This window comes from Prosthecobacter sp. Pr1 (assembly GCF_057652315.1).
The window spans coordinates 652,645-676,197 of the sequence record NZ_JBYFBS010000001.1 but is presented as its reverse complement, the minus strand read 5'-3'; the positions used below and the strand labels follow the sequence as shown (position 1 = coordinate 676,197).

The 23,553-nt window shown below is 58.4% G+C and carries 27 protein-coding genes and 3 tRNA genes; 19 read left to right on the top strand and 11 right to left on the bottom strand.

The window, feature by feature from the left end; genetic code table 11:
* The first annotated feature begins 5 nt into the window (after window positions 1–5).
* Together AC24GY_RS02780 and AC24GY_RS02775 are read left to right on the top strand one after the other, a co-directional pair.
* On the top strand, window positions 6–884 hold the full coding sequence (locus AC24GY_RS02780; RefSeq protein ID WP_487680082.1) for a TIGR01777 family oxidoreductase: 879 nt from the start codon (window positions 6–8) through the stop codon (window positions 882–884).
* A 94-nt stretch (window positions 885–978) separates the two neighbouring features.
* Window positions 979–1,857, top strand: a complete 879-nt coding sequence (locus AC24GY_RS02775; RefSeq protein WP_487680080.1) for an HAD family hydrolase — start codon at window positions 979–981, stop codon at window positions 1,855–1,857.
* Here AC24GY_RS02775 and AC24GY_RS02770 read toward each other — a convergent pair.
* Window positions 1,854–2,825 carry an SDR family NAD(P)-dependent oxidoreductase gene (locus AC24GY_RS02770; RefSeq protein WP_487680078.1) on the bottom strand — a complete coding sequence of 324 codons (972 nt, stop codon included), beginning with the start codon at window positions 2,823–2,825 and terminating at the stop codon, window positions 1,854–1,856. The genes AC24GY_RS02775 and AC24GY_RS02770 overlap by 4 nt on opposite strands.
* Window positions 2,826–3,224: 399 nt before the next feature.
* Complete coding sequence (locus tag AC24GY_RS02765; RefSeq protein ID WP_487680076.1) at window positions 3,225–3,485, bottom strand: hypothetical protein; 261 nt, start codon at window positions 3,483–3,485, stop codon at window positions 3,225–3,227.
* Window positions 3,486–3,705: 220 nt separating this feature from the next.
* Between AC24GY_RS02765 and AC24GY_RS02760 the strand changes: the two genes are divergently transcribed.
* A complete protein-coding gene (locus AC24GY_RS02760; RefSeq protein WP_422323168.1) occupies window positions 3,706–4,017 on the top strand; it encodes a hypothetical protein in 312 nt (103 codons plus the stop codon).
* Between the two features lie 533 nt (window positions 4,018–4,550).
* Here the strand turns inward: AC24GY_RS02760 and lptD are convergent.
* Complete coding sequence (gene lptD, locus AC24GY_RS02755) at window positions 4,551–7,049, bottom strand: LPS assembly protein LptD (protein ID WP_487680073.1); 2,499 nt, start codon at window positions 7,047–7,049, stop codon at window positions 4,551–4,553.
* 119 nt (window positions 7,050–7,168) lie between these two features.
* Window positions 7,169–7,960 carry an acyl-ACP--UDP-N-acetylglucosamine O-acyltransferase gene (lpxA, locus tag AC24GY_RS02750; RefSeq protein ID WP_487680071.1) on the bottom strand — a complete coding sequence of 264 codons (792 nt, stop codon included), beginning with the start codon at window positions 7,958–7,960 and terminating at the stop codon, window positions 7,169–7,171.
* A 119-nt stretch (window positions 7,961–8,079) separates the two neighbouring features.
* Between lpxA and AC24GY_RS02745 the strand changes: the two genes are divergently transcribed.
* Window positions 8,080–8,169: transfer RNA gene (locus tag AC24GY_RS02745), tRNA-Ser, on the top strand.
* Window positions 8,170–8,281: 112 nt separating this feature from the next.
* Here AC24GY_RS02745 and AC24GY_RS02740 read toward each other — a convergent pair.
* Window positions 8,282–8,366, bottom strand: a tRNA-Leu gene (locus tag AC24GY_RS02740).
* 47 nt (window positions 8,367–8,413) lie between these two features.
* The gene (gene ndk / locus AC24GY_RS02735; RefSeq protein ID WP_397380930.1) at window positions 8,414–8,839 is read right to left on the bottom strand and encodes a nucleoside-diphosphate kinase; all 426 of its coding nucleotides are present in this window, start codon (window positions 8,837–8,839) and stop codon (window positions 8,414–8,416) included.
* A 121-nt stretch (window positions 8,840–8,960) separates the two neighbouring features.
* Here ndk and AC24GY_RS02730 point away from each other — a divergent pair, with 121 nt between their 5' ends.
* The 5 genes from AC24GY_RS02730 (at window position 8,961) to AC24GY_RS02710 (ending at window position 13,286) form a co-directional block, all read left to right on the top strand.
* On the top strand, window positions 8,961–9,704 hold the full coding sequence (locus AC24GY_RS02730; RefSeq protein ID WP_487680069.1) for an HAD family hydrolase: 744 nt from the start codon (window positions 8,961–8,963) through the stop codon (window positions 9,702–9,704).
* 54 nt (window positions 9,705–9,758) lie between these two features.
* Window positions 9,759–9,834: transfer RNA gene (locus AC24GY_RS02725), tRNA-Arg, on the top strand.
* 234 nt (window positions 9,835–10,068) lie between these two features.
* On the top strand, window positions 10,069–11,160 hold the full coding sequence (locus AC24GY_RS02720; RefSeq protein ID WP_487680067.1) for an AI-2E family transporter: 1,092 nt from the start codon (window positions 10,069–10,071) through the stop codon (window positions 11,158–11,160).
* 7 nt (window positions 11,161–11,167) lie between these two features.
* Window positions 11,168–12,031 (top strand): YihY/virulence factor BrkB family protein, encoded by an 864-nt coding sequence (locus tag AC24GY_RS02715; RefSeq protein WP_422323206.1) that lies wholly within the window; start codon window positions 11,168–11,170, stop codon window positions 12,029–12,031.
* 139 nt (window positions 12,032–12,170) lie between these two features.
* A complete protein-coding gene (locus tag AC24GY_RS02710) occupies window positions 12,171–13,286 on the top strand; it encodes a BON domain-containing protein (protein ID WP_487680065.1) in 1,116 nt (371 codons plus the stop codon).
* Between the two features lie 71 nt (window positions 13,287–13,357).
* Here the strand turns inward: AC24GY_RS02710 and AC24GY_RS02705 are convergent, their stop codons facing one another.
* From AC24GY_RS02705 to AC24GY_RS02690, 4 genes are all read right to left on the bottom strand, one after another.
* Complete coding sequence (locus tag AC24GY_RS02705; protein WP_487680064.1) at window positions 13,358–14,257, bottom strand: alpha/beta hydrolase fold domain-containing protein; 900 nt, start codon at window positions 14,255–14,257, stop codon at window positions 13,358–13,360.
* A 113-nt stretch (window positions 14,258–14,370) separates the two neighbouring features.
* Complete coding sequence (locus AC24GY_RS02700; RefSeq protein ID WP_487680062.1) at window positions 14,371–14,595, bottom strand: hypothetical protein; 225 nt, start codon at window positions 14,593–14,595, stop codon at window positions 14,371–14,373.
* Between the two features lie 27 nt (window positions 14,596–14,622).
* Window positions 14,623–14,841: a YMGG-like glycine zipper-containing protein gene (locus AC24GY_RS02695; RefSeq protein ID WP_487680060.1), complete on the bottom strand. Its 219-nt coding sequence runs from the start codon at window positions 14,839–14,841 to the stop codon at window positions 14,623–14,625.
* Window positions 14,842–14,967: 126 nt separating this feature from the next.
* A complete protein-coding gene (locus tag AC24GY_RS02690; protein WP_487680059.1) occupies window positions 14,968–15,612 on the bottom strand; it encodes an OmpA family protein in 645 nt (214 codons plus the stop codon).
* Window positions 15,613–15,800: 188 nt separating this feature from the next.
* Here AC24GY_RS02690 and AC24GY_RS02685 point away from each other — a divergent pair, with 188 nt between their 5' ends.
* From AC24GY_RS02685 to AC24GY_RS02670, 4 genes are all read left to right on the top strand, one after another.
* Window positions 15,801–16,070, top strand: a complete 270-nt coding sequence (locus tag AC24GY_RS02685; RefSeq protein ID WP_422323218.1) for a hypothetical protein — start codon at window positions 15,801–15,803, stop codon at window positions 16,068–16,070.
* Window positions 16,067–16,408: a hypothetical protein gene (locus AC24GY_RS02680; protein WP_487680056.1), complete on the top strand. Its 342-nt coding sequence runs from the start codon at window positions 16,067–16,069 to the stop codon at window positions 16,406–16,408. Before AC24GY_RS02685 ends, AC24GY_RS02680 begins: the two co-directional genes overlap by 4 nt.
* A gap of 19 nt (window positions 16,409–16,427) precedes the next feature.
* Window positions 16,428–16,997: a peptidoglycan-binding protein gene (locus tag AC24GY_RS02675; protein ID WP_422323221.1), complete on the top strand. Its 570-nt coding sequence runs from the start codon at window positions 16,428–16,430 to the stop codon at window positions 16,995–16,997.
* A gap of 142 nt (window positions 16,998–17,139) precedes the next feature.
* The gene (locus AC24GY_RS02670; RefSeq protein ID WP_422323223.1) at window positions 17,140–17,343 is read left to right on the top strand and encodes a CsbD family protein; all 204 of its coding nucleotides are present in this window, start codon (window positions 17,140–17,142) and stop codon (window positions 17,341–17,343) included.
* A gap of 65 nt (window positions 17,344–17,408) precedes the next feature.
* On the opposite strand, the gene AC24GY_RS02665 is transcribed toward AC24GY_RS02670, so the two are convergent.
* Window positions 17,409–18,206, bottom strand: a complete 798-nt coding sequence (locus AC24GY_RS02665; protein WP_422323225.1) for a transglutaminase-like domain-containing protein — start codon at window positions 18,204–18,206, stop codon at window positions 17,409–17,411.
* A gap of 102 nt (window positions 18,207–18,308) precedes the next feature.
* Here AC24GY_RS02665 and AC24GY_RS02660 point away from each other — a divergent pair, with 102 nt between their 5' ends.
* The 6 genes from AC24GY_RS02660 (at window position 18,309) to AC24GY_RS02635 (ending at window position 23,535) form a co-directional block, all read left to right on the top strand.
* A complete protein-coding gene (locus AC24GY_RS02660; protein ID WP_487680054.1) occupies window positions 18,309–19,070 on the top strand; it encodes a BON domain-containing protein in 762 nt (253 codons plus the stop codon).
* Between the two features lie 81 nt (window positions 19,071–19,151).
* Window positions 19,152–19,301: a lmo0937 family membrane protein gene (locus AC24GY_RS02655; RefSeq protein WP_422323229.1), complete on the top strand. Its 150-nt coding sequence runs from the start codon at window positions 19,152–19,154 to the stop codon at window positions 19,299–19,301.
* 15 nt (window positions 19,302–19,316) lie between these two features.
* Window positions 19,317–19,535: a YidH family protein gene (locus AC24GY_RS02650; protein WP_422323231.1), complete on the top strand. Its 219-nt coding sequence runs from the start codon at window positions 19,317–19,319 to the stop codon at window positions 19,533–19,535.
* A 13-nt stretch (window positions 19,536–19,548) separates the two neighbouring features.
* Window positions 19,549–19,704 (top strand): hypothetical protein, encoded by a 156-nt coding sequence (locus AC24GY_RS02645; protein WP_422323233.1) that lies wholly within the window; start codon window positions 19,549–19,551, stop codon window positions 19,702–19,704.
* Window positions 19,705–19,792: 88 nt separating this feature from the next.
* The gene (locus AC24GY_RS02640; RefSeq protein ID WP_422323241.1) at window positions 19,793–22,072 is read left to right on the top strand and encodes a glycosyltransferase family 4 protein; all 2,280 of its coding nucleotides are present in this window, start codon (window positions 19,793–19,795) and stop codon (window positions 22,070–22,072) included.
* Window positions 22,069–23,535: a glycoside hydrolase family 130 protein gene (locus AC24GY_RS02635; protein ID WP_487680051.1), complete on the top strand. Its 1,467-nt coding sequence runs from the start codon at window positions 22,069–22,071 to the stop codon at window positions 23,533–23,535. Before AC24GY_RS02640 ends, AC24GY_RS02635 begins: the two co-directional genes overlap by 4 nt.
* The last annotated feature ends 18 nt before the right edge of the window (window positions 23,536–23,553 follow it).

Below are 23,553 nucleotides of genomic sequence, written 5' to 3'. Positions count from 1 at the left end.
TTCTCATGCGCATCGGCATCACAGGAGCGACGGGCTTCATCGGCAGGCACCTCAAAGAGTATGCCATCAACCGAGGCCATGAGGTGATCGCATATTCACGCAGGCCGGGGTCGGGCCTGACGCAGCCTAAACAGTCACCGTATGCGCTTCCTGAGACGCCGCTGGATGCACTGGTACATCTCTCGGGCGAATCACTGATGGGCCTCTGGACGCAGGACAAACGTGATCGCATCTGGAAAAGCCGCGTGGATTTCACCGAATCCTTGGTCGCGCACCTGGGCACCTGGAAAGCTGAGAATCGGCCCAAGGTGCTGGTGTGTGCCTCCGGGGCCGGATTTTATGGCAACAGCGGCGCAGTTGCCGTGGATGAAACCTCGCCGCAGGGTCAGGGCTTTCTGGCGGATGTCTGCGCAGGCTGGGAAGCGGCGGCGCATCGGGCCGAAGCACTCGGCATGCGCGTCATCACCTCGCGCACGGGCATGGTGCTGGGCCGTGATGGCGGGGCGTTTCCACTGCTACAGCGGGTCTTTGCCTGCGGCCTCGGCGGCAGGCTGGGATCAGGTCAGCAATGGATGTCCTGGATACACATCGATGATGCAGTTCAGCTTCTCCTCCAGGCGATCACCACCGATACCGTGAGCGGCCCGCTGAATCTATGCGCGCCAGAGGCCGTCACGAATGCCGAGTTCACCCAAAAGCTGGCAGCAGCCCTGCATCGCCCCGCCTTCTTTCATGCGCCGGCCTTCGCCCTCAAACTGCTGCTGCGCGGCATGGCGGACGAAATGCTCCTGGGCGGGCAGCGAGTGATTCCTCGCGTTGCCAAGGAGATGGACTACGCTTTTGCGCACCCCACCCTCTCTGGCGCCTTGGCCTCGCTGGTCTGAAGGAAGCCGGTTTGCAGTTGTTGACGGTTGTTTTCCAAACCACTGTCAACCATCCTCAACGACTGTAAACCACCGTCAACTTTCCCCGTCCCTCATGGCATCCCAGCAGACCACCATCGGCATCATTTATGATTACGATCAGACGCTCAGTCCGACCTACATGCAGGATGAGACGCTCTTCCCCCACTTCGGCATCAACCCCGAGCAGTTCTGGAAGCGCAGCCGTGAACTCGTGAATCAGGAGGGCTACGATGGTGAACTGGCCTACCTGAAATGCATGCTGGACTACCTCGACATGGACCGACCAACGAACGACGACTTGCAGAAACTCGGCGCAAAGTTGAATTTTTTCAAAGGCGTGCCGGAGCTGTTCGACGAACTGAACAAAGTGCTGAACGACCAGCACCGTCTGCTCGGTGTGAAAATCGAGCATTACATCATCTCCAGCGGCTTGAAGGCCCTGCTGGATGGCTCGGCGCTGGCTCCGTTTGTGAAGCGCATCTTCGGCTGCGAATTTGGCGAGGACAAAAACGGACGTATCACCTTCCCCAAACGCGTGATCAGTCACACAACCAAAACGCAGTACATCTTCCGTATCAACAAGGGCATGCTGGAGCCTCACGAAGACGTGAACGATCACATGGCCCCCGAACTGCGCCCCATCCCCTTCCAGCACATGATCTATGTGGGGGACGGCCCGACGGATGTGCCCTGCTTCACCCTCATGAAGCGCTACGGCGGCCATGCGGTGGCGGTTTACAATCCGGACGAGGCCAGCCGCAGCAGCTTCCGCAAATGTTACCAGCTCACCGGGCTCGCCGACCGCGTTAAACACATCGCCCCCGCTGATTACCGCCCCGGCAGCCATCTCCGGCTGCTGCTTGAGGAGATGGTGACGGACATCGCCGACGGCATCGTCCGCAAAAAACGCCAGGAAATCGAAGAGGGCACGGTGTCAGCACCGCATTTTTAGCTCACAGCAATGCCCCGCGCCCGCATGTCGCGGAACCACTCCACATAGGCAGGCACCCCTTGGGCAATGGTCGTGGTGGGCTTGAACCCAATCAGGGCCTTGGCCTTGCTCACATCGGCCGAGGTCAGCGGCACATCCCCCGGCTGCTCGGGCAGTTGGTTGATGACGGCCTTTTTACCAATCGCCTGCTCAATGGTGGCGATCAGATCATTGAGAGTGACGGTCTGGGAACCACCCAGGTTGATAATGTCGCAGATGGGACCGCTGGTGTAGTTGAGCGCCCCAATGATGCCATCGACGATGTCGTGGACGAAGGTGTAGTCTCGGGCGGTGCTGCCATCCCCAAATTTATCGATCGGCTTGCCGTCTTCGATGAGGCGGGAGAATTTTGAAATGGCCAGGTCAGGGCGCTGGCGCGGGCCATAGACCGTGAAAAAGCGCAGGGCGACGGTCTTGATGCCATAAAGGTGGCTGTAATTGGAGCACATTTGCTCGCCCGCCATCTTGGTCATGGCATAGGGGCTGATGGTTTGCAAAATGGGGTCGGCCTCGGCAAAGGGCACTTTTTTGTTCACCCCATAAACCGAAGAACTGCTGGCGAAGACAAAGTGCTTCACCCCGGTGCGGCGGGCAGCCTCTAGGAGGTGAAAGGTACCTTTGATGTTGGTATCAATATAGAGCTCGGGCTGCTCAATCGAGGGGCGCACACCTGCACGGGCTGCCAGATGAATAACTGCGTCAAAACGGCCCAGATCAAAAGTCTCATGGACAAACTTCGGATCAGAAATGTCCCCCTCACAAACCGTCACTTTCGAACCGAAGGACCTTAGATTCTCACGCTTGATTGTGGGATTGTAGTAGTCATTGAAGCTGTCAATGATTGTGACTTCCCCTGCCCCTTCATTAATAAGGCGCTCAACGGTGTGGGAGCCAATGAAACCAGCTCCGCCTGTGACAAGAATTTTCATGCTTAGAAAGGCCTGGGAGGACGTGGGTGCCGATCACCAGATGATTAACTAACGATCAAGGGTCCGACAATTGCAAGGCATCAGGAGAAAGGGATTGACGCAAGGGGGCGAAATTCGCTAAATATATAGAATTCTCCGAATCATCCATTTTCCGTCCTGAACCATGAGCGAATCCGAAAACACGCCCCCAACACCACCGTCAGGCTCGACGCCCAAAACGGCCGCCGTCCCTCTGAAAAAAGAAACGGTGCGCATCACCCTGCGTGGTCGCCCAGGTGCAGGTGTCACCCAGCCGCGTGAGTCCACCTCGCCTGTTTCCCCTGCCACAGGCGGAATTCCAGCCTCTTTCAACACGACATCCGTGGTTCCCATGATGTCGAAGAAATCCACGGCTCCGATTCAGCTGCCTTCCGCGCCGCTGCCTCCGCCTGCGCCCAAGTCCAGCACCGCCCCGGTGAAGCTGCCTGCGCCGCCGATGTCGCCGCCGTCCCGCAAGACCACTTCCGCCATTCCAGTGGCCTCGTCGCCGCCACCCGCCGCACCCGCCCCTTCTGGCGCGATGCCCCCTCCGATGGCTCGCCCGCTGGCTCCTCCTACGGCACCTAAGCCCCCAGGAGCACCTGTGGCACCGGCGGCCCCTCGTCCTTCCGCACCGCCCATGGCAGGTCTGCCAGCTGCAACCCGCCCGCTCGCCCAAAATCCAGCCGCGCCACCTCCGCGCACCGAAACTGGTGCGCCTACCGTTCCTCTACAAAAGCCAACCACAGGTCCACGTCCTCCTTCAGCACCAGGAGCAGGCACCGGCCCCATGGTGGGTGGTGGAGTCGGGGCAGCCAGCCCTCTCCCAAAAGCAACCGTCAAGCTGCAGCCCACACAGGCCATGCAGCGCCCGTCCATCTCCGCTCCTCCCAGCGCCCCCGTCAAGCGCAGTGCTGCCGCTGATGCGGAACAGTTCTATGAAGAAAAGGATCCAGAAGCAGGCTTGGTCCCGCTTTCGGTGATCTGCTTTGTTCTGTCCGCCGTTTTGATGGTGGTTCAGATGTTTGGAGCTGATGCTGTCAAATCTGATCCCCTTGGCGAATCCCCGATCATGGTCCCTGCTGACAACAAGCAGGCTTGGGAAACTCACTCCTTGGCAACCGGCACTTGGTCCAACGAGAAGTTCAAAGCAGAACTGTTGCCGATTCCTTGAAAATTTGACGGATCTCCTCAATCTCACTCTCTCATCTCATGCCTCTTGCCTGGTTAGTTTTCATTCTCGCTGTTGCCACCTTGGCTCTCAATTTCCTCGCCCGTAGCGGCGGCGGGATGTAAGTCTCTGAAAAGTTTGTGCCACTCTCCATCCATCTTCCCTCCTCGGAGGGAAGATGGATTTTGCTTTATTACACTGACCGAAACTTCAGTCAGTACCACGCAAAGTAGAAAAGAGCGCAAGCCGCGTGTGAAGCCATCGAGAGGAACGCTCCGCAGGTGCCCAGCGAACGCGTCAGCGTTCTGACGGAGTGGGATCGTCCCGATCCCTCCCGCACATGTTCAAACATGCCCCATCAGTCGGCAGACAGACCTGCTCTCAACGGAGCATGGGGCTTTAGGCATCCAATTCAACCTGCGTAGGACAATCTGCCGCCGTATGAAGGGACTGCTTCCAACGCTCCACTGAAAGAGTGCCTTGATGCCCGCCCAGGTTCGTTTTCCAAGTTCCAATAATCTCAAACAGCAGGCACACTATTGCTTGCCACCGCGGCCACCAGGATTGGGATCCATGTCCAGGTCGAAATTGAATTTGGGGAAGTCCTTGAGCGTGAAGGAAAGCAGAAGGCCGAAATCAGAGATGCCATTGCCATTGTTGCGCGACATCAAACCAAAGGAGGCAATCCAGCTGCTCAAGTCCTTAGAAAAGCTGTAGCTCTGGAACTGGAGAATGCCGTTCGTCGCTTCGTAGATGTGGTAGGTGTTGAAGCCGTAGTTTTCGTTCAATCGGGCGTAGAAGCGTGTGTAAACCAGACTGCTGTTACGGAAGAAGGGATGGTCGTAGATATATTGATGCCCCAGCTCGATCGAGGTGTTTTTGCTCAGCATCCAAGTCACGCTGTTGTTGGCCTCAGTAAAGGCACCAACTCCGCTGGTGATGGGCAACTGCAGATCTGACTTCACAGTAGCCCAGGGCACCGGAGACCAGAAAAGCTCATTGTACACATTGGAAAGGCTGCGACCGTATTCCGGGTCCTGTCCAAAAATGTTCACATAGGTGTTCATCCCCGCCCAAGTGTAGGTCTGGTTGTCGCCACCATCGGGCGTCTCCCAGAAACTGCCGTACCCGTTGCTCGACATGTAGTCGCGCTTCGTTTGGAAAAGATTGCGGAATCCGACACGCGCCACATTCCATGAGCGAAGACTGTCCACGGCCGTAAACAACGGAACGTCAATGGAGCGCGGCCGGGTGGTCGTGGAAAGTCGGTCAATGGCAGGAACCCCCGCATTCTGACTGGCATCCAGATACGAATAGTTCAGGTACGGCTGGAACACATGACGTATTCCATTGATTCCCAAGGATGGCACCTGCACATCGCTCCAGTTTTTGGAAAGTTTGAAGGAGACGTCCAGCCCAGCGCTGAAGATGCCCCGTGCGTAATTTTTCAGGCCCGTGGTGCTGCCCACAATGCCATTGTAGCTCGTGATGCCGACACCAATTCTGGGCGTCACATTCAGCCAGCCCATGTAGGTCTTCGGATAAAGCAGCTCGTGATACGTATGAAAACGGGCATATCCAGGTTGTGCAAGCCTGCTGGTAATAGCCCCAAGCCCCTGGGTGATATCAACGGGCGTCAGTACGGCAGTTCGCGGAGCTCCCACGAGGCCGAGGAAGGATTCAGGAGCGGTTCCAAGTGGATCACCCAGCACGTTCGGCAGTCCTCCAACTCCAAGGGCCTGCAAACGGATCAACTCCGCTCTTTCCTGCTGCCCAACCATTTCACCAATGATGCCTGCGGTGATGGTACCTTGATGAAACACCCCGGAATTCCACAGAGGCCTGCGGGTAAAGTCGATGGAGAGCTCAGGAAGACGTGTTGTCGTCCGGTAGAAATTGTTCAGCTTGAACTTCGCCATCAAGGTGGCGACATAGGCCTCATTCGTGTGAATGAGCGAGATCTGATTGTCAGGCTCGCGATTGGTGCGGTAATCGTTGAAGAAGAAATCTTCGTAGAAGTGGATGTCGCTGATCTTGTTGATGTCGAAATCAAGATACCAGGTGCTTACATCCGGACCCGGAAGGTAGATGCGGTGCTGAAAATTGACCCGGTATCTGTTCTGCGGCACAGGGTAACGAATGGCACTGGTGGCGTTCGTTGTGGGGTCGGTGTCACGGACACCATACAGCTTCAGAGTGCCAAAATTCTGCCGGTTGGCACTATGACGTGCCGAAAAGAAATCCACGCCAGCACCCACACCACGCTTGCTGCGCAGATCAAATTTGTATTTCGCGAAGGTATGATCCCCATATACAACCGCCATCTGGGTCAACAAGAACGCACCCCAGCGGCTTTGAAAGCCGGGGCCAAAGCGCATGCTGCTGTCTTCATCCAGTGATTTGGTGATTTGAGGCAGCCAGAGAAACGGTGTTTTCCCAGCGTACATTTTCACATCCTTGAGGATGGCCTTGTCCTCTGGATAAACCGTCAATTCTTTGACTCGAAGATGGTAGTTCGGGTCCTGCACATCGTGCGATGTGAACGTCACCCCCTTGGCATCGATCCGGTTTTCAAGCTTGCTCCCCGAGTGGAAATCCTCGGCCTTGAAGAAAAACATGCCTGATGTCCTTCTGAACCCGCCACCCGTGGGACCACCACCTGCTGTGATGCCTGTTCCAGCAATGCTCTGCTGATTACCTGCACCAATGCCCGTGATCACATTGCGGCCTGACATCTCACCCGTAATGGAGTTGTAGGTGATCGAATCCCCATGGTAAAGCATTCCATCCCGCCAGATCGTCACTCCATCCTTGGCGACTACTTCGCCCGTGGACTGATTATACTGCGCACTGCCGCAGCGCATTTCGACATCACCGTAATGAATATGCACATCACCAGTCACTGTCGCGACACCCGTTTCAGGATCCATCGTAGTGGTTAGACCACGAATGTTCAGATCGCTCGTGAGACTGTCGAGAAGGGATTGCCCGTTCGCCGCCCCGGCCAAGGCCAAGGCGCAAACGAGAACCGTCACGCAAAATTTTGAAAAAATCATAACACGAGAGGACATCGCCCTACACGAACAGGCAATGAGAGCGACCTAAATAGGCTACCGGGATCACGGTGACAAGAAAAAGCCGGACTTTTTTCGCTTCAGTCGTCCTCCCGTCCGGGACGCACGGGGCATACACCCTTTTTACTCGGCGCTTGGACAAACTCCAGCAGTCGCCGCGCTTTGTCAGGCCACTCTTGGGTCAGCGCCTGCTCCACCGCCTGTGTCAGGTTCAATCCCCCGCAAAAAAGCTGCTGAAACAGATCTTTAATCGCTCCGCGCTCCTCCGTGGTGAAGCCCTGCCGCCGCAAACCGATCACGTTCAGCCCGGTGATGCGATTGATGCGCTGTGCCGCACAGTAGTGGGGGATGTCCTTGCTGAAGCTGCCGTTCCCTTGGATCACGCAAAAATCGCCGATTCTCAGGAACTGGTGAAACACCGCCCCACCGCCGATGAAGGTGTTGTTGCCCACGTGAATGTGCCCGCCCAGCAGGACCGCGTTGGCCAGGATATTCCGGTCCCCCAGCACCACATCATGCGCCAGATGGCTGCCCACCATGAGATAGTTGCCATCGCCAATCCGCGTCGCCGTTCCCGCCTTGCTGCCGCGGTGAATCGTCACGTGCTCACGAATCACATTCTTTTTTCCCAAAATCACGCTGCTCTGGGTGGCGGGATCAAATCCGAGATCCTGCGGCTCCCCGCCGATCACCGCCCCGCGCCCGATCCGCGTCCCCTCCCCCACGATCACGTGTCCCACCAGCTGGGCATGAGCCTCAATCCGGCACCCAGCCTCCACCACACTCGGCCCTTCGATCACCACATAGGGGCCGATCTCGGCTGCGGGGTCGATTTGGGCGCTCGAATCAATCAGTGCGGTCTTGTGGATCATGCGCAATGACCATGGATGCCCCCTCGCCGTGGATCAATCCTGACTTGCAGCTCATGCAAACTTCCTCTTGGCAGATTGCCTCGCATTGCCTACTGTTCGCGTTCCGCAACGCAGCACCAGGAGAGGTGGTCGAGTGGTTTATGGCTCCAGTCTTGAAAACTGGCGTGGGTTTATCCCCACCGTGGGTTCGAATCCCACCCTCTCCGCCATTTTACCGACCCAAGGAGGCGCAAAATGCCCTCAGTAGCTCGAAGAGCGAAGGACGCGGCATCTCATCCTTCCGGCTGCCAATACCCCGACCCACTCCGCCATGGGGCAAAGTGCCGCTGGCCGGACTCGAACCGGCAAGGGAGTTACCTCCCAGCAGATTTTAAGTCTGCTGTGTTTACCATTTCACCACAGCGGCGTGGGGGAATGCCTGCGCCGCGCAGTGTAGCGGCAATGCGCGTCGTCTCAATAGCTGAAAATCTCGCCGTCCTTGAAAAAGCGCTTCAGTTCGACTGCGGCGGCTTCTGGGGAGTCGGAGGCGTGGACGACGTTGGTCATCTTGTCCGTGCCGAAGTCACCACGAATGGTGCCCTTGGGGGCGATTTTGGAATCCGTCGGGCCCAGGAGGTCGCGCACGTGGGAGATGATGTTCTCCCCGCTGATGGCCACGGCAATGACGGGCTTGCTCTTCATGAAGCTGGCCACGTCCGGGAAGAAAGGCTTGTCCGCGATGTGCGAGTAGTGCTCCTTGAGCAGTTCATCGGTGAGCTGGATCATCTTGCAGCCACGGACGCGGAAACCTTCGTCTTCGAGACGCTTGAGGACTTCGCCATTGATGCCGCGTGCGACGCAGTCAGGTTTGAGCAGGATGAGGGTGGTTTCTTGAGCCATGAGGGTTTTGGGGGAAAAAGGGTTTGTACACTGCCGTCCGCCGCTGCATCCGTCAAGGCTGGGAATGTTTTGCCAGATGGAAACGTGGCGCTAGGCTCTGCGCCGCCTCCCCCTCCGCGTCATGCCTGCACGCTCCTACGCTTTCTTTGATCTCGATCACACGCTGCTGCCGTTCGACACGCAGGCGCTCTTCTGCAATTTCGTGCTGCACCGCGAGCCCTGGCGCGTGCTGCTGCACGGTCTGTTTGTGCCAGTCGCACTGGCTCGCGCCTGCGGTCTTGCCAGCACCGCCACAGCCAAGCGCGCTTTTTTGAGCTACCTGCGCGGCATGCCTCGCGAGCGCCTGGCCAGGTACGCACGGGAGTTCGCCGAAGTCTGTGTTCCCAAGTGGGCCTACCCATCCCTGCGTGCTGAAATCCTCCGCCACAAGCACCAGCACCGCGTGCTGGTGCTGAACACCGCCAGCCCCGACTTCTACGCGCACGAAATCGCCCACGCCCTCGGGTTTGATCACTGCATCGCCACGCGTTTTGAGGTCGGCGCCAAATTTCCCGGCATGCCCCGGCTCGTGACTGGCAACAACAAGCACGCGGCCAAGATCGCCGCCATGGAGGAGGTCGTGCCCGGCCTGACCGAACTCACCGACCAAGAGCGCGCCCACAGCTGGAGCTACTCCGACAGCGCCGCCGACCTGCCCCTGCTCGAATACGCCGGCTACGGCGTGCTCGTCCACCCCTCCCGCAGGCTCGCCGCCATCGGCAGGCAGCGCGGCTGGGCCATCCTGCACCCCGAGCGCCCCTACGACAACAAGCTCGGAGACATGCTCCGTGTGGTGCTGCAGATGTTCGGTTTGCATCCCGAATGAAGCGCGCCCTTGCTCAAGCCGCAGATAGACTTATGATCGCGCCGGTTTGGCGAGGCACCCGTAGCTCAGTGGATAGAGCAGCCGATTTCTAATCGGCTGGTCGCAGGTTCGATCCCTGCCGGGTGCACCATGCTGGAAGAGGCCGCATGAACGAGGGTGGGTTTACACCCCATGGCGGAAGCGGGCCAAGCCGTCGAGGATGAGGCTGCGAACAACGGTATCTATCCAGCAACCCACCCGCAGCCAGGTGTGGCGGCGGTCTCGGCGCCTTCATCCCCTACCCGTCATCGCTTTTTAAAACTCCTCCTCTATGCCCGCAGAAGACTTCACTCAAACCCCTGCGGCATCCCCAGAGCAAATCGCCATGCCGCCTGTCTCAGTGGAAGCTGAATCTCAGCGCTTGGAGCTGCACATTCCATGGGTCACCTTCATCAAGGTGTTTGCTGCAGCGCTGACCGCCTATGCCATCTATGTGCTGTGGCCCCTGCTGCTGCTGGTGTTCCTCGCGCTGTTCCTGGCCGTGACACTGCATGCATTCGTGGACTGGCTGGACAGCAAAGGCATGCAGCACTGGGCCAGTCTGCTGCTGGTCATCGGCGGCTTGTTGACGTTAATCGTCTTCAGCCTGGCGCTCATTGTTCCCACACTGCTCGACAGGGCCACAACCTTCAGCCACACCCTTCCGCAGTTGTACGATGATGCCTTCAAGCAGCTGCCCCTCAGCACTGCCATGCGTCTCAACATCACTCACCTCGTGGGCAGCGCGAACTGGTCCGAGGCCTACACCTGGCTGGGCAGTTTCTGGTCCGCAGGAGGCATCGCTCTCAGCGGTATTTCAGAAGTGGTGCTGATCCTGGTGATCGCTCTGTATCTGGTGGTGGATGGCAGCAAGACCTATGAATGGCTGCTGGCCTTCTTCTCTCCCCTGAAGCGTGCCAAGCTGCGCCTCACATCGGGAGAAATCTCCGAGGTCATCTTTGGTTATGTCACCGGGCAGTTCATCACCTCCTTGCTCGTCACGGTGTATGCATTCATCGTGCTGGCAGTGCTCAAGGTGCCAGGGGCCCTGATGCTGGCGCTGCTGGCCGGCTTGCTGGATGTCCTGCCCATCCTGGGCTTCATTATCGCCACGGTGCCGGCGTTTCTGCTGGCTCTGAGCGTGTCCCCCAGGACGTCATTGATCGTCGTGGGCTTGTATCTTCTGTTTCATGCGCTCGAGACTTATTACATCGTGCCCAAAGTCTATGGAAAGCATCTCCGGGTGTCCACACTCACGGTGCTGCTGGGTCTCCTTGCAGGTGTTCTTCTGGCAGGCATCCCCGGCGCTCTCGCAGCACTGCCCATCCTGGCCTCCTACGCGGCGATCGAACGCATCTGGCTGAAACCCTTCCTGCGGGACGGCGTTTCAGAAAAACATGAACAGCAGAAAGACCAGGCGTTTGGTGACAAAGTGTGAACAGCCCATGAAAACGGCTCTTGCCATGCTGCGTGAGACGTTCCGTCAGTGGGACGCCCACCGCGTGCCCAAAATGGGCGCAGCCCTTTCTTTCTACACCGTCTTCTCACTGGCGCCTCTCTCCATCATCGTGCTGTCCTTGCTCAGTCTCGTAGTGGAGCGCAATTCAGCGCGCGCCGAAATTGTCAGCCAGTTCAGGAACTTCGTCGGCAATGAAGGCGCGGAGATGATGGAGCTGATTCTGCGCGAGACAGCAGCGACCAGCACCGGCATTTTTGAAACTCTGACAGGCTTTGTGATTCTGCTCGTCGGTGCCTCGGGTGTGTTTGGAGAACTGCAGGATTCGCTAAATCAGATATGGGGCGTGTCCTCAAAACGCCATCCCGTTTTCACGCTGGTAAAGGAGCGCATTTTTTCCTTCGGCATGGTGTTTGTCATGGGCTTTCTCATGCTGGTGTCGCTGCTCTCTTCCGCAGCTGTCGCGGTGGCAGGCGGCCGCCTGCATGCGCGGTTTCCGGCTTTGGACGGCCCTTGGGCCTGGGGCAATGATGTGATCTCGCTGCTGGTCGTCGCCCTGCTCTTTGCGTTGATCTTTCGTCTGGTGCCCGATGTGTCCATCACCTGGAAGGATGTCTGGATCGGCGCCTTAATAGCCGCAGTGCTGTTTGAACTCGGGAGATTCCTCCTCGGCTTCTACTTTGGGCGCAGCGCGTTTGCCTCCAGATACGGAGCGGCCGGCTCTCTCATCATCATTCTGGTCTGGGTGTACTACTCGGCGCAGATCCTGTTCTTTGGGGCGGCATTCACACGTGTCTATGCGCTGAGCCATGGCTCGCATCAGAATGATGACAAACTGACCGCCGCCATCTGATTTTCCATTTTGACCCGCATACGGGTTATACCCCATGGCAGGCACACGCCCGCGCGGACTAGTGTGTCTCCTCGACCAACGAGGAAACGAACCGGCTCATCTGCATCAAGATGCCAGCCGGGGTTAGAAAGAGACACTTATGAAATTCGACTCCATTTTTATCATCATCGCACTGCTTTTGTCCTGCGGAAGCCTGCAGGCGCTGGACATGCCATCAACGCCTCGCCCACAAAATCTTCACCCTCAACAAAGCTTCACCGAACTCGCAGGCCGCCAGGTCTGGAACTACCAGAATGAAATGCTGGGCAGGATCAAGTTCATCACCGCAGATTTGGAAAATGCCCGCCTCGTTGAGGTGGTCATCGCCTCAGGCGGCTTCTTCGGTCTCGGTGGAAAACTCACCTCTGCACCGCCCCGCGCGTTCAAGCTGGATGAAACCCAGCAGGTGATGCGGCTGGATATGAGCAAGGAACGATTTGAGGCTACACCCGCGTTTAAAACTTCCAATACCGCCGCCTACTCCGACAAGACACGTGTGGCCGCCGTCATCCGCCACCATGGCATGCAACCCTGGTTTTATCTGGACGGGCAGACGGGCGGCAAAAACGCCGAGATCCTTCATCTGGGCCATGTCGAAAGAACCGACCGCATTCTTGGCATGCCCATCAAAAGCCCCCAAGGGCAGTATCTGGGCCAGGTGGGTGGTCTGCAGCTGGACCTGCCCAAAGGACAGATCGTCCACGTCGTGGATGACACGCAGGCCATGGGTGACAATGGCAGCTACATCCTGCAGGCCAGAGCACTGCGGTACAATGCCAGGCACAACGGTCTGATCTTGAATGAGAACCTCAAAACACTCAAAGGCGAGCCTCATTTGCAGTGGGTCGGCAGCAGCCGCCAGTCCTTCCGGAAGGAGTCGTTCGTCAATCGCGAGGTGCAGGCTGACCATTCACCCCGCTCCAGACAGAATGCCCAGGCGAGCACTGACAGCAAAGCCACCGCGATGAATCAGGGGGCCAATTTTCGTGACGTGCAAAAAACCAGCCTGATCAATCAGCGCATCCAGGCTGACCCACGCCTCTCAACCAATGCCAAAAACGTGGAGGTCATCACGCTCAATGCACAGACCACGCTGCGGGGCCATGTGAATTCTGACGCGGACCGACGTAGAATCGGTGAGATCGCCATGAAGGCAGGCAGACCGGAGAATGTGAGCAATCAGCTCGAAGTCAGGCCCGTCCGCGCTGAGCGATAAGCAGCCACTGACATCTCATCTCTGATATCTTGCCGGTGTTCTCTGGGGGAACACCGGTTTTGTTTTTCGGCTCAGTGCCCGGTGTCCACCTTGGCCAGGTGCACTTGGAAAAATCTCGACACTTCAGCAAACTGCTCGTTGTTCAGACGAAACCAATGCCCTTTGTCAGGCACCACGATGAGCTGGGCTTCGACCCCGGCTTCCTCAAGGGTGCGGAAGAACCACTCGCTATGCTCCACAGGAATGATCCTGTCGCGTTGACCATGAATGATAAGGAACGGCGGTAGAGCGCGACTGATGTGGTAGACTGGACTCGCATCAGCAGCCAGATCGATTTTTTTCTCAATCGACCCTCCGAGCAGTTTCTCAATGAGGCTCCGCCCGACGCTGTGTTTTTCATACAGGCTCCCCAGTTCAATCAGATCGGTCACCGGATACAGCGTGCACACCCCCTGTATGCGCGACTTCCCCTCGGTGGCGGCGAGCAGGGCTGCCAGCTGCCCGCCCGATGACTCCCCGCTCGCTCCCATGCGCTTGGCGTCGATTCCATAACGTGCGCCGTTATCCCGCAGCCATTGCGTAGCGGCGCGGCAGTCCTCCAGCTGTGCTGGATACACTGCGCGGTTGCTCATGCGGTATTGAATGGAAGCCACCGCGATGCCTGCACTGGTAAGATCCCGCATGATGACGTGATAGCCCTTGCTGCCGAACCTCCAGCATCCGCCAAACATCCACAGGACCACCGGGGCGGGCTTGGCCGTTTGGGGCACATACAGGTCCATGCGCAGCTTGTTCCCACCCGGCGTCGCGAACACAACATCGCGGTAAACTTTTTCACCCGGACGCGTCGGCCTGTACGTGGAGCAGCTTGCTAAAAGAAGGACGGCGCTGAGACAGCAAAGCCAGCCGATACCTGCGGCTGTTTTTCCGATGGCTGAAACCTGCAGAAGATCAGGAGCGCGTGTGAGCATGGCATGACATATACGCATGCCGCAACTTGTCAGCCATGTCTGTATTGCGGTGTCTGCCAGATCATCCTGAAACTAGACTGCAGCACAATGACAGCACCTTTCACAAGAAGAACTCAAGCATGAATGGCATGCTGCTCGCCGCCAGCTGCGGCAGGATTCCGCCGCTCCATGCACTGGTGCAGATGCCGCACGTCCATCTCACGCGGCAGCGCCCGCGATTTGAGCGCCGCTTTGGCAATGGCCTCGTTTTCCGCTTCGCGCAAATCGTGGCCTTCCACCAGACATTCCATGAGGAATCGTCCGGTGGTGAGATGATGGATGCTGGCGTGGTAGCTCATGAGGGTGAGGCGGCGAAGGTGGACAGCTTAGTAGTAGCGACGATCACGGCGGCCACCGATGTAGTTCCCAGCAAGTGCGCCGACACCGGCACCAACAGCGGCTCCGCCGATGCTACGGGTGGCAATCCCACCGACCGCAGCACCACCAAGGGCGCCGATGGCAGTGCCATTGCGGGCGTTCGGTCCGTTGGTGCAGGAGACCAGGGAAGCGGACGAGAGTAGAATGGCGATGTAGAGTGTTTTCATGTATAATGCTAATTGTGCATTCCTCACTTCGCCATGGGGTGAAACCCGACTTCAAAACAGAACAAAAAAATCCCGCGCCGGACAGGGCGCGGGATCATGGGCGTGAGTCGATTTTGCGCGGCGGCCTTATTTCGTGCGCACCACCAGCACGCGGCGGTCCTGCTGCATTTGTTCCTCATTGCCCTGGGGAAACATGGGGAACATTTCGCCATAACCATGGGCGCTGAGAGAGGTGGCAGGGATGCCGTAGACTTGGGTGAGCACATCATACACGCTCTTGGCACGGGCGGCTGAAAGCGCCATGTTGTCTTCGTTCGTGCCATCGGTGCTTGTATGACCTTCTATGTCATAGACGGAGCCGGGCTCCGTCTTGCTGACGGCCAGGATCACATCCGCGACCTGCTGGAGCGCGACTTTCGATTCTTCATCCAGCAGCTTGGCCGTGGCCTTCTCAAAGAGCACAGGGAGCGTCACAAAGGGCATTTCGCGGCTTTGTCCCTGCTCTTCCACGATCACCACATTGCGTTCTGAATTGTACACTCGGCGTGGCTGGCCTGGTGTTTCAACGACGGTTGTCGTCTTGGTGGTCTGCACACTGGGCTGCGGTGTCTGCGTCACGATCACCACCTTCGGTGCCGTGGACAGTTGGCGGCTGATGATGGTGGCGTCCAGAGGGCGCACCAGAACAGTGGAAGGGGCAACCACCACGACACCAGCCGGTGTGGCAGGTGGGGAGACAACGGTGACCTGGGCATGCAGAGGAAATTGCACGAGGCAAAGAGCGGACATTAGGAACAATGAATTCTTCATAAGATTTTGGATGTGTGTTTGGTTTCGATTGACGATTCCATGTCTCGTCGGACGCACGCTCTTTCACCATGGGGTGAAACCCGACTCGCTGCAGCATGGTGGGGTTACACCCCATGGTGGCAGAAGAGAGGACAATCTACTCTGCGCCCATGAACCACGAACAACCCTTCCAGCCCGCTGAGTCCTGCCTCCGGCGCTCACTGGCTGACCTCAAGAACTTTGCACAGCGAGAACCCGGCCAGGCCGTGGCCGCCGCCGTCGGTGCGGGACTGCTCATCAACCTGCTCCCCACCCGCTGGGTCGCTGGCACAGCAGCCGTCGTCGGGGCCATGCTCGTCCGGCCCGTGTTGCTGTCACTGGGTGTCACCAAAGCCATGGAACTCTGCTGCAAGAACACTTCCCCTAAAGACCACTCATGAACACACCCACTGATATTCCTGCCGACATTCACATCCCGTCTGCAATGGCCAAGTCCGCCACCCGGCTTGAAAACTGCGCACGCCAGCACCCGGGCAGCACCATTCTGCTGGCCGCGGGCCTCGGCATTGCCGCCGTCCTCATCGCACGCGCGCTGACTCCCCCTCCGCCGCCGAGAAGTCGTGCGGTGCACTTGCTGGAGGACATCCAGCAGCGCCTTTCCAGCCTGGCTCAGCAAGGCACACAGGCTGTAGGCAGAGGAGTGGACAGCATTGATGACCTCCATCTCGACCGCTCATTCGGCAAGCTCAGCAGCAAGTTCAAAAATCTGTTCCATTAAATCCTTTCGCGCACACCCCATGAAAACAACTTCCATGAATTTCAAACCCATTCTCGGAGTCGCCGCGCTCGCGGCCTTCGGCCTGCTTTCACTTGCACCCGCCACCTACGCCAAAGACAAAGGCGGCAAAGGGAACAACGGCAAAGGCCAGCAACATGGCAACAGCAACCATGGTGAGCACGGTCGTGAGCAGTCCCACGGCAATCCTCACCACGATCATGACCAGCAGGCATATCACGCGCATCCAAGCACGAAGTTCAAACTGAACAAGGGCAACGGACATGCAGGCCCGGGTTACTACTACGGCCCGCCAAACATGCCGTATTACTTTGCGCGCCCCGGCGTCAGCTACTATCCCAGCTATGGCGCCATTCCACCGCAGTTCCGCAATCAGGACGCCTATCGCATGAACTCCGATGACTATCGGGTTCAGCAGGCGCTCGCCCGCCTGGGGTACTATCAAGGCTCCCTTGATGGTCGCATGGGGCCGCAGTCGATGCGCGCCATCAGCAACTACCAGCAGTCGCAAGGCCAGCAAACCACCGGACTCATCAACGCCGTTCTGCTGCGCGCGCTGGGTCTGCAATAACACGCCGCGCTGAACCGCGCACTGCACATGCATTCACGCAGGCGGCCTGACGCAAGTCAGGCCGCTTTGTTTTTGCCTCGATGCCTTGCAGTAGGGTTACACCCCATGGCTGCCGCAACCCCGGCGCCGTAGGTTCACTCCTATGACAACACTCGAAATCAAAGGCGACTGGAACATCATCAAAGGCAGCCTCAAACAGAAATGGGCGACGCTCACCGATGACGACCTCCAGTTCGTTGAAGGTAAGCAGGATGAACTGCTGGGCCGCATTCAGAAACGCACCGGCCAGAGCCGTGAGGCAGTGGAAGCAGCCATCAAGGAATACCGCGCCGCTCTTTCCGCTTAATTTTCCCCATCAGCCTGAACCAGTGGCGTTGCTGCCAGACCAGACCGGTCGGCAGCAACGCTTTTTTATGACTGAAATGACGAACGGTGCTCGATGACGGTGACCTGCATGTTCTGCATCGTGAAATTGCCAAACATCGTGGCCAGGGCCACATCGGCGGCATCGCGGCCGTAGGCGACGACGATGCGGTTGCCACGCGTCATGCTTTCCGTGGCGTCAAACGTAAACCAGCGGCCACCGATGTAGGCCTCGAACCAGGCATGCAGATCCATCGGAGAAAGCTGGTGCAAAAAACCCACCACCATGCGCGCAGGCACATTGATGGCACGGCACAAAGCGATGCCCAGATGCGCGAAGTCACGGCAGACGCCCCGCCGTGTGTTCAAGGTTTCCAGCGCCGTGGTGAAGCTGTTGCTGGACCCGTATTCATAGTGGATGTTCTGGTGCACCCAGGTGCGGATCGCGGCAACGCATTGGTAATTCGGCGGCAGATTGCCAATGATGGACGTGGCCTGCGCCGGCAGCTCATCAGACTGGCAATAACGGCTGGGCAGCAGGTAGTGCAGAATGTCCGGCGGGAGGTTTTGCACCAGCATCAGCGGCGCATAAATATCTTCATCCACCCGGTCCGCGACCTGGACGCGATACTGCACGGAGACATGGAAATCCCCCGGAGGCATGACGGTTCTCTGGCAGAGATTGCCATACACATCCGTGAACTCGACCACCGGCACTTGTGGGGAGATTTGAAACTCCTCGCGCATGATCCACTGCGCCCAGCCGCTGCGCGGACGCAGCATGAAAATGGCCGGCACCTCTGCCATGAGCTGGTAGTCTAGCTTGCAGGTGGCATCGAGAATCATGCTGCCACTTCGTTCGGCATGGCCAATGAGCAACCTGAATCGCAGCCTGGGTAGGGTTATACCCCATCGCGCTCATGCAGCATATGCCTTAACACTCATTCTATGAAACCTTTCGTTCCTCGTGCGTTGGCACTTTGCTTTGCGCTGTTTGCTTGTGCACCACTGACCGCGTCCGAGATGGACTCCCAGATTGAAGCCGCCGCCAAAAACTCCTACGTCTTCAAAAACTTTCTCAAGGATGACGCGATCAAGACGGAGTCCAAAGAGGGTGTGGTGACCTTGACCGGCATCGTCCATGACGATTCGCACAAGCAGCTCGCCCAGGAAACCGTGACAGGTCTGCCGGGCGTCAAGAGCGTGGCCAACCAGATTGAAATCAAAGAAAGCCCGCCGGCCAGTTCCGACACCTGGCTCTACTTGAAAGTGAAAAGCGCACTCGCCTTTCATCGCAGCGTCAGCTCCTACAACACGAAGGTGGAGTTGAAAGAGGGGGTGGTGACACTCACTGGCGACGCCGCCAGCCAGGCGCAGAAAGACCTGACCACCGAATACGCCCAGGATGTGGAAGGCGTCAAAGAAGTGAAAAATGAGATGACTGTAACTGGCAAGCCTGCGGGCCCCACTCTTGCCGAGATTATTGATGACGCCTCCATCAACGCCCAGGTGCGCATGGCCCTGCTCACGCACCGTTCCACCAGCGCCTTCAGAACCCTCGTCGCCACCACAGATGGCGTTGTCATGGTGGGCGGATTCGCCAAAAACACCGCTGAAATAGATCTCGTTACCAAGCTCGTCACCGACATCCACGGCGTGAAAAGCGTCGTCAACAACATGGTCGTCGAAGCTGGTGCCGCAAAAAACTAAACCCACGCTGAATCGCGGTCGGACAGCACGCAAACGCTCTGCCCGGCAGATTCTCCATCCACAAGGAAAGACACCCATCTCATGCTTACAACCCTCGCCATCATTCTCATCGTCCTCTGGCTGCTCGGTCTCGTGACCAGCACCACCATCGGCGGCTTCATTCACATTCTGCTCGTGATCGCCGTCATCTTCATCCTCCTGCGCCTCATCCAAGGCCGCCGCGTCCTCTAAGTCACTGTCCATTTTATGAAAACACCCGCCATCTTCGGCATTCTGCTCATCATTCTCGGCGTTGCTGCCTTCGCTTACCAAAGCTTCACCTACACCACCACGGAGAAGGCCATCGACCTCGGCCCCATTCAGGTGACGGCGGAAAAGCAGCACACCATTCCTCTGCCTCCCATCGTCGGAGCCGTCGCCCTCATTGGTGGCGTCGTGCTGCTGATGCAAGGCCGCAAAAGCTGAACCCCCAACGACCATGACCATCACTAAAAGCTACGGCATGCTCGCGCTTGCCATCTATCTCCTCCTTGTCGGACTCAGCGGTGCCTTCGGCATCAACCTCGGACAGCTCAACGTTCTGGTGCCCATCACGGCACTCGTTGCAGGTGTCTTGATTCTGATCGGCCGGTGATACCCAGCCTAATTTATACAAAGCCGGGTTGCTTATCAGCAGCCCAGGCTGTCTGCTGCAGAATGACGCAGCCATTGAGAGGTTTATCCTGAGCACTTCCATTTCGCCGCAGCGCATCGCCTTTCTCGGCGATTACCTCCCGCGGCTCTGCGGCATCGCGACCTTCACCCATGATCTGAGTGAAGCCGTCGCGTCTGCTTCGCCCTCCACAGATTGCTTTGTCGGAGCCGTCAATGACCGGGTTGAGGGTTATGATTACCCGCAGCGTGTGCGCTTCGAGCTGCTGGAGAAGGATCTCGACTCCTACCGGCGTGCAGCAGACTTTTTGAACTTCAGCAACGCAGACGTTCTGTGCGTACAGCATGAGTTCGGCATCTACGGTGGCCAGGCGGGCAGTCATCTCCTCACGCTGCTCAAGGAAGTGCGCATGCCGGTGGTCACCACGCTGCATACCGTGCTGCGCGAGCCGAACGCCTCACAGCGCAAGGTGATGGATGAACTCGTGCGTCACAGCGACCGCGTGGTGGTCATGGCGCACAAAGGCGCGGAAATTCTGCGTGAGACCTATCACGTCCCGGACTCAAAAATAGACATCATTGCACATGGCATCCCGGACATGCCGTTGATGGACTCAAGCTGCTACAAGGAGCAGTTCGGCGTCGAAGGCCGCAAGGTGCTGCTCACCTTTGGCCTGCTCGGGCCGGGCAAAGGCATCGAGCATGTGATCGAAGCACTCCCGGAGATCGTGCGGCAGCATCCAAACGTCGTGTACCTCATTCTTGGGGCCACCCATCCGCAGCTCATCGCGCATGAGGGCGAACGCTACCGCCTGAGCCTCGAACGCCTCGCTGAAGAGCGCGGCGTGAAGGAGCACGTCATCTTTTACAATCGCTTCGTCTCACTGGATGATCTCAAGGAGTTCATCGGCGCCACGGACATCTATCTCACACCGTATCTGAATGAAGCGCAGGTGACTTCCGGCACGCTGGCCTATGTGTTTGGCGCCGGGAAAGCCGTCGTCTCCACGCCCTACTGGCACGCGCAGGAACTGCTGGCGGATGGACGAGGCGTTCTTGTGCCGTTCCGGAATCCGGCGGCCATCACCGCAGGTGTCTGCGGACTGCTCGATGATCCCGCACGCATGGAAAAAATCCGCCATGAAGCCCACGCCTTGGGCCGCGCAATGATCTGGCCTGCCGTGGCGCAGCGTTATCTGGAATCCTTTCAGCATGCGCGGGCAGACCGCAAAACGGCACCACGCACAGCCTTCGCCGGCTGGACCTTGGGCAACAGGCCCTACGAGCTGCCACCTCTGCGCCTGGACCACGTCGTGCGCATGAGCGACGGCACCGGCATCTTTCAGCACGCCATTTTCAACGTGCCAAACTTCCATGAAGGCTATTGCACGGACGACAATGCGCGCGCCTTCATCCTCTGCACCATGCTGGATGAACTGGGCGGCCAGCCGCCCGCAGAGAACCTCGGCAGGCTCGCCACCAGCTACCTCGCCTTTCTTGCGGCGGCGCTGGACTACGAGAGCGGACGCTTTCGCAATTTCATGAGCCATGGCCGCCAGTGGCTCGAAGCCGCCGGCAGCGAAGACAGCCACGCGCGTGCGCTGTGGGCCGCAGGCAACGGAGCCGGGCGCTCACGCAATGAGGGCCACAGCCGGCTCTCCGCCCAGTTGTTTGAGCGCGGTCTCACTGCGGTGGTGGATTTCACCTCGCCTCGGGCCTGGAGTTTCACCCTTCTGGGCATTCACGAATACCTGCGCCGCTTCCCCAGCAATGCGGCGATCAACGCCATGCGTGTGACCCTCACCGGTCGCCTCGTCGCGCTGTGGAACGCCTGCGCCACGGAGCACTGGCCTTGGTTTGAAGACAGCGTGACGTATGAAAATGCACGCTTCTGCCAGGCGCTCATCCTCAGCGGTCAGTGGATGCCAGACCCGGTCGCACTGGAGATCGGCCTCAAGTCCCTGCGCTGGCTCGTCTCCATCCAAAAGACGCAGTCAGGCTGCTTCCGCCCCATCGGCAGCAATGGCTTTTACCACCGCGATGGCGCCCGCGCCGATTTTGACCAGCAGCCTCTCGAAGCCCAGGCGATGATCGCCGCGTGCAATGAAGCCTCCCGCGCCACCCAGGATGCCTCCTGGTCACGCGAAGCCAAACGCGCCTTCGAATGGTTCCTCGGTCGCAATGACCTCGGCCTGCCTCTTTACGATTCCACCACTGGTGGCTGCGGCGATGGCCTGCACCACGACCGCGTGAATGAAAACCAGGGCGCCGAGTCCACCCTCGCCTTCCACCTTGCTCTCGCGGAGATGAACTGCGCAGAACACTTGATCACTTCGCCACCCGCCTCATGATTTCAGTCACCATTCGCCGTCACGACATCACCTTGCAGCCTGAATGTGGTCGCGTCATCATTCGCCCCTTCATCCCGGGCAAGCCCCAGATCAGGGCAAACATCCTGACGCGTGCGCTTGCACTGAGCGAAGCGGAGGCAGACCTGCAGTTGCAGGCGATCCTCGCCGAGTTTGCTTCACGTCACTTCGATATCGAGTCTCTTCTGCTCACGCATTATGAAAAGGTGCGTCCGCAGATCGCTGCGCAGCCCACGCTCTCACGCGTCCGCCAGCTTCTCATCGGTGCCCTGTTCTCCGGCGAGTACGCGCTGGAGTCCGCCGCGCTGTTCAATCCCTCCATGGTGCCTCATCCTGATCAGAGCGGAGTGATCGAGGGCGGACTGCGCTTCATCATGAGCCTGCGCGCCACGGGTGAGGGTCACATCTCCTCCATCGAGTTTCGCGCCGGCATCATCGCGCCAGACGGTTCCCTCAGTGTGGAGCCGGTCTCAAATTTTGTCTCTCTGCCGGAGGTGGTGCCCAATCCCACGTATAAAAAATCCCGCTTCATCACAAAACTCCAGGAAATGGGTTTCGTGGACGGCTATGCCACCGCCGTGATGGATCCGCTGGCTGAAGCGTTTACCCTTCATGAGCTCGACGAAAGCGTGCAGCGTGTGCGTCGTGAATCCAAATCCGTCAGCCGCGATCTCCGCCGCGCCCTGGAGTGTTTCCGCTGGCTTGCTGACTCGAACTACGAGCTGAACTTCTCCTCCAAGCTCGCCCTGAGTGAACGCATCATCTTTCCTGTCTCGCCCAACGAGACCAACGGTATAGAGGATGCCCGCTTTGTCCGCTTCATCGAAGACGACGGCTCGGTGATGTACTACGCCACCTACACCGCCTACAATGGCAGGGCCATCCTGCCCCAGCTCATCGAGACACAGGACTTTCTGCACTTCCGTGTGCTCACGCTCAACGGCACGGCAGTTCAAAACAAAGGAATGGCTCTGTTCCCCCGGCGCATCGGCGGTCGTTATGCCATGCTCTCGCGTCAGGATGATGAGAACCTCTTCATCATGTTCTCTGACAGCCCGCACCACTGGAGCGATCCCCAGATCATCCTGCGGCCCTTGGAGATGTGGGAGTCCGTGAAGATTGGCAACTGCGGATCACCCATCGAAACAGCGGCGGGCTGGATCGTCATCACCCACGGCGTCGGCCCCATGCGCAAATACTGCATCGGCGCGGCATTGTTGGATCTTGATGATCCCACGAAAGTCATCGGCCGCCTGCGCGAGCCGCTGCTGTCACCCGAAGGGCATGAACGTGAAGGCTACGTCCCGAATGTCGTCTACAGCTGCGGCTCCATGCTGCATGGCCGCGAGTTGATCTTGCCCTACGCCATGAGTGACAAGGCATCCGCGATCGCCACCATGCAGGTGGACGAACTTCTGGCAGCTCTGCTGGCCAGCGGAAGCTGAGCCCGCCAGACCATTCCA

What these genes read in the sequence shown, in the direction of transcription:
- AC24GY_RS02655 (WP_422323229.1), top strand. Translation starts at nt 19,152, where the DNA reads ATGCTTACAACCCTCGCCATCATTCTCATCGTCCTCTGGCTGCTCGGT.
- ndk (WP_397380930.1), bottom strand. Translation starts at nt 8,839, where the DNA reads ATGGCTCAAGAAACCACCCTCATCCTGCTCAAACCTGACTGCGTCGCA.
- AC24GY_RS02685 (WP_422323218.1), top strand. Translation starts at nt 15,801, where the DNA reads ATGAACCACGAACAACCCTTCCAGCCCGCTGAGTCCTGCCTCCGGCGC.
- AC24GY_RS02680 (WP_487680056.1), top strand. Translation starts at nt 16,067, where the DNA reads ATGAACACACCCACTGATATTCCTGCCGACATTCACATCCCGTCTGCA.
- AC24GY_RS02660 (WP_487680054.1), top strand. Translation starts at nt 18,309, where the DNA reads ATGAAACCTTTCGTTCCTCGTGCGTTGGCACTTTGCTTTGCGCTGTTT.
- AC24GY_RS02780 (WP_487680082.1), top strand. Translation starts at nt 6, where the DNA reads ATGCGCATCGGCATCACAGGAGCGACGGGCTTCATCGGCAGGCACCTC.
- AC24GY_RS02650 (WP_422323231.1), top strand. Translation starts at nt 19,317, where the DNA reads ATGAAAACACCCGCCATCTTCGGCATTCTGCTCATCATTCTCGGCGTT.
- AC24GY_RS02635 (WP_487680051.1), top strand. Translation starts at nt 22,069, where the DNA reads ATGATTTCAGTCACCATTCGCCGTCACGACATCACCTTGCAGCCTGAA.
- AC24GY_RS02695 (WP_487680060.1), bottom strand. Translation starts at nt 14,841, where the DNA reads ATGAAAACACTCTACATCGCCATTCTACTCTCGTCCGCTTCCCTGGTC.
- lpxA (WP_487680071.1), bottom strand. Translation starts at nt 7,960, where the DNA reads ATGATCCACAAGACCGCACTGATTGATTCGAGCGCCCAAATCGACCCC.
- AC24GY_RS02765 (WP_487680076.1), bottom strand. Translation starts at nt 3,485, where the DNA reads ATGGGCGGTGCGGAAGGACGAGGGGCCGCCGGTGCCACAGGTGCTCCT.
- AC24GY_RS02730 (WP_487680069.1), top strand. Translation starts at nt 8,961, where the DNA reads ATGCCTGCACGCTCCTACGCTTTCTTTGATCTCGATCACACGCTGCTG.
- AC24GY_RS02700 (WP_487680062.1), bottom strand. Translation starts at nt 14,595, where the DNA reads ATGAGCTACCACGCCAGCATCCATCATCTCACCACCGGACGATTCCTC.
- AC24GY_RS02665 (WP_422323225.1), bottom strand. Translation starts at nt 18,206, where the DNA reads ATGATTCTCGATGCCACCTGCAAGCTAGACTACCAGCTCATGGCAGAG.
- AC24GY_RS02645 (WP_422323233.1), top strand. Translation starts at nt 19,549, where the DNA reads ATGACCATCACTAAAAGCTACGGCATGCTCGCGCTTGCCATCTATCTC.
- AC24GY_RS02715 (WP_422323206.1), top strand. Translation starts at nt 11,168, where the DNA reads ATGAAAACGGCTCTTGCCATGCTGCGTGAGACGTTCCGTCAGTGGGAC.
- AC24GY_RS02775 (WP_487680080.1), top strand. Translation starts at nt 979, where the DNA reads ATGGCATCCCAGCAGACCACCATCGGCATCATTTATGATTACGATCAG.
- AC24GY_RS02710 (WP_487680065.1), top strand. Translation starts at nt 12,171, where the DNA reads ATGAAATTCGACTCCATTTTTATCATCATCGCACTGCTTTTGTCCTGC.
- AC24GY_RS02760 (WP_422323168.1), top strand. Translation starts at nt 3,706, where the DNA reads ATGCAGCGCCCGTCCATCTCCGCTCCTCCCAGCGCCCCCGTCAAGCGC.
- AC24GY_RS02720 (WP_487680067.1), top strand. Translation starts at nt 10,069, where the DNA reads ATGCCGCCTGTCTCAGTGGAAGCTGAATCTCAGCGCTTGGAGCTGCAC.
- AC24GY_RS02770 (WP_487680078.1), bottom strand. Translation starts at nt 2,825, where the DNA reads ATGAAAATTCTTGTCACAGGCGGAGCTGGTTTCATTGGCTCCCACACC.
- AC24GY_RS02675 (WP_422323221.1), top strand. Translation starts at nt 16,428, where the DNA reads ATGAAAACAACTTCCATGAATTTCAAACCCATTCTCGGAGTCGCCGCG.
- AC24GY_RS02705 (WP_487680064.1), bottom strand. Translation starts at nt 14,257, where the DNA reads ATGCTCACACGCGCTCCTGATCTTCTGCAGGTTTCAGCCATCGGAAAA.
- AC24GY_RS02670 (WP_422323223.1), top strand. Translation starts at nt 17,140, where the DNA reads ATGACAACACTCGAAATCAAAGGCGACTGGAACATCATCAAAGGCAGC.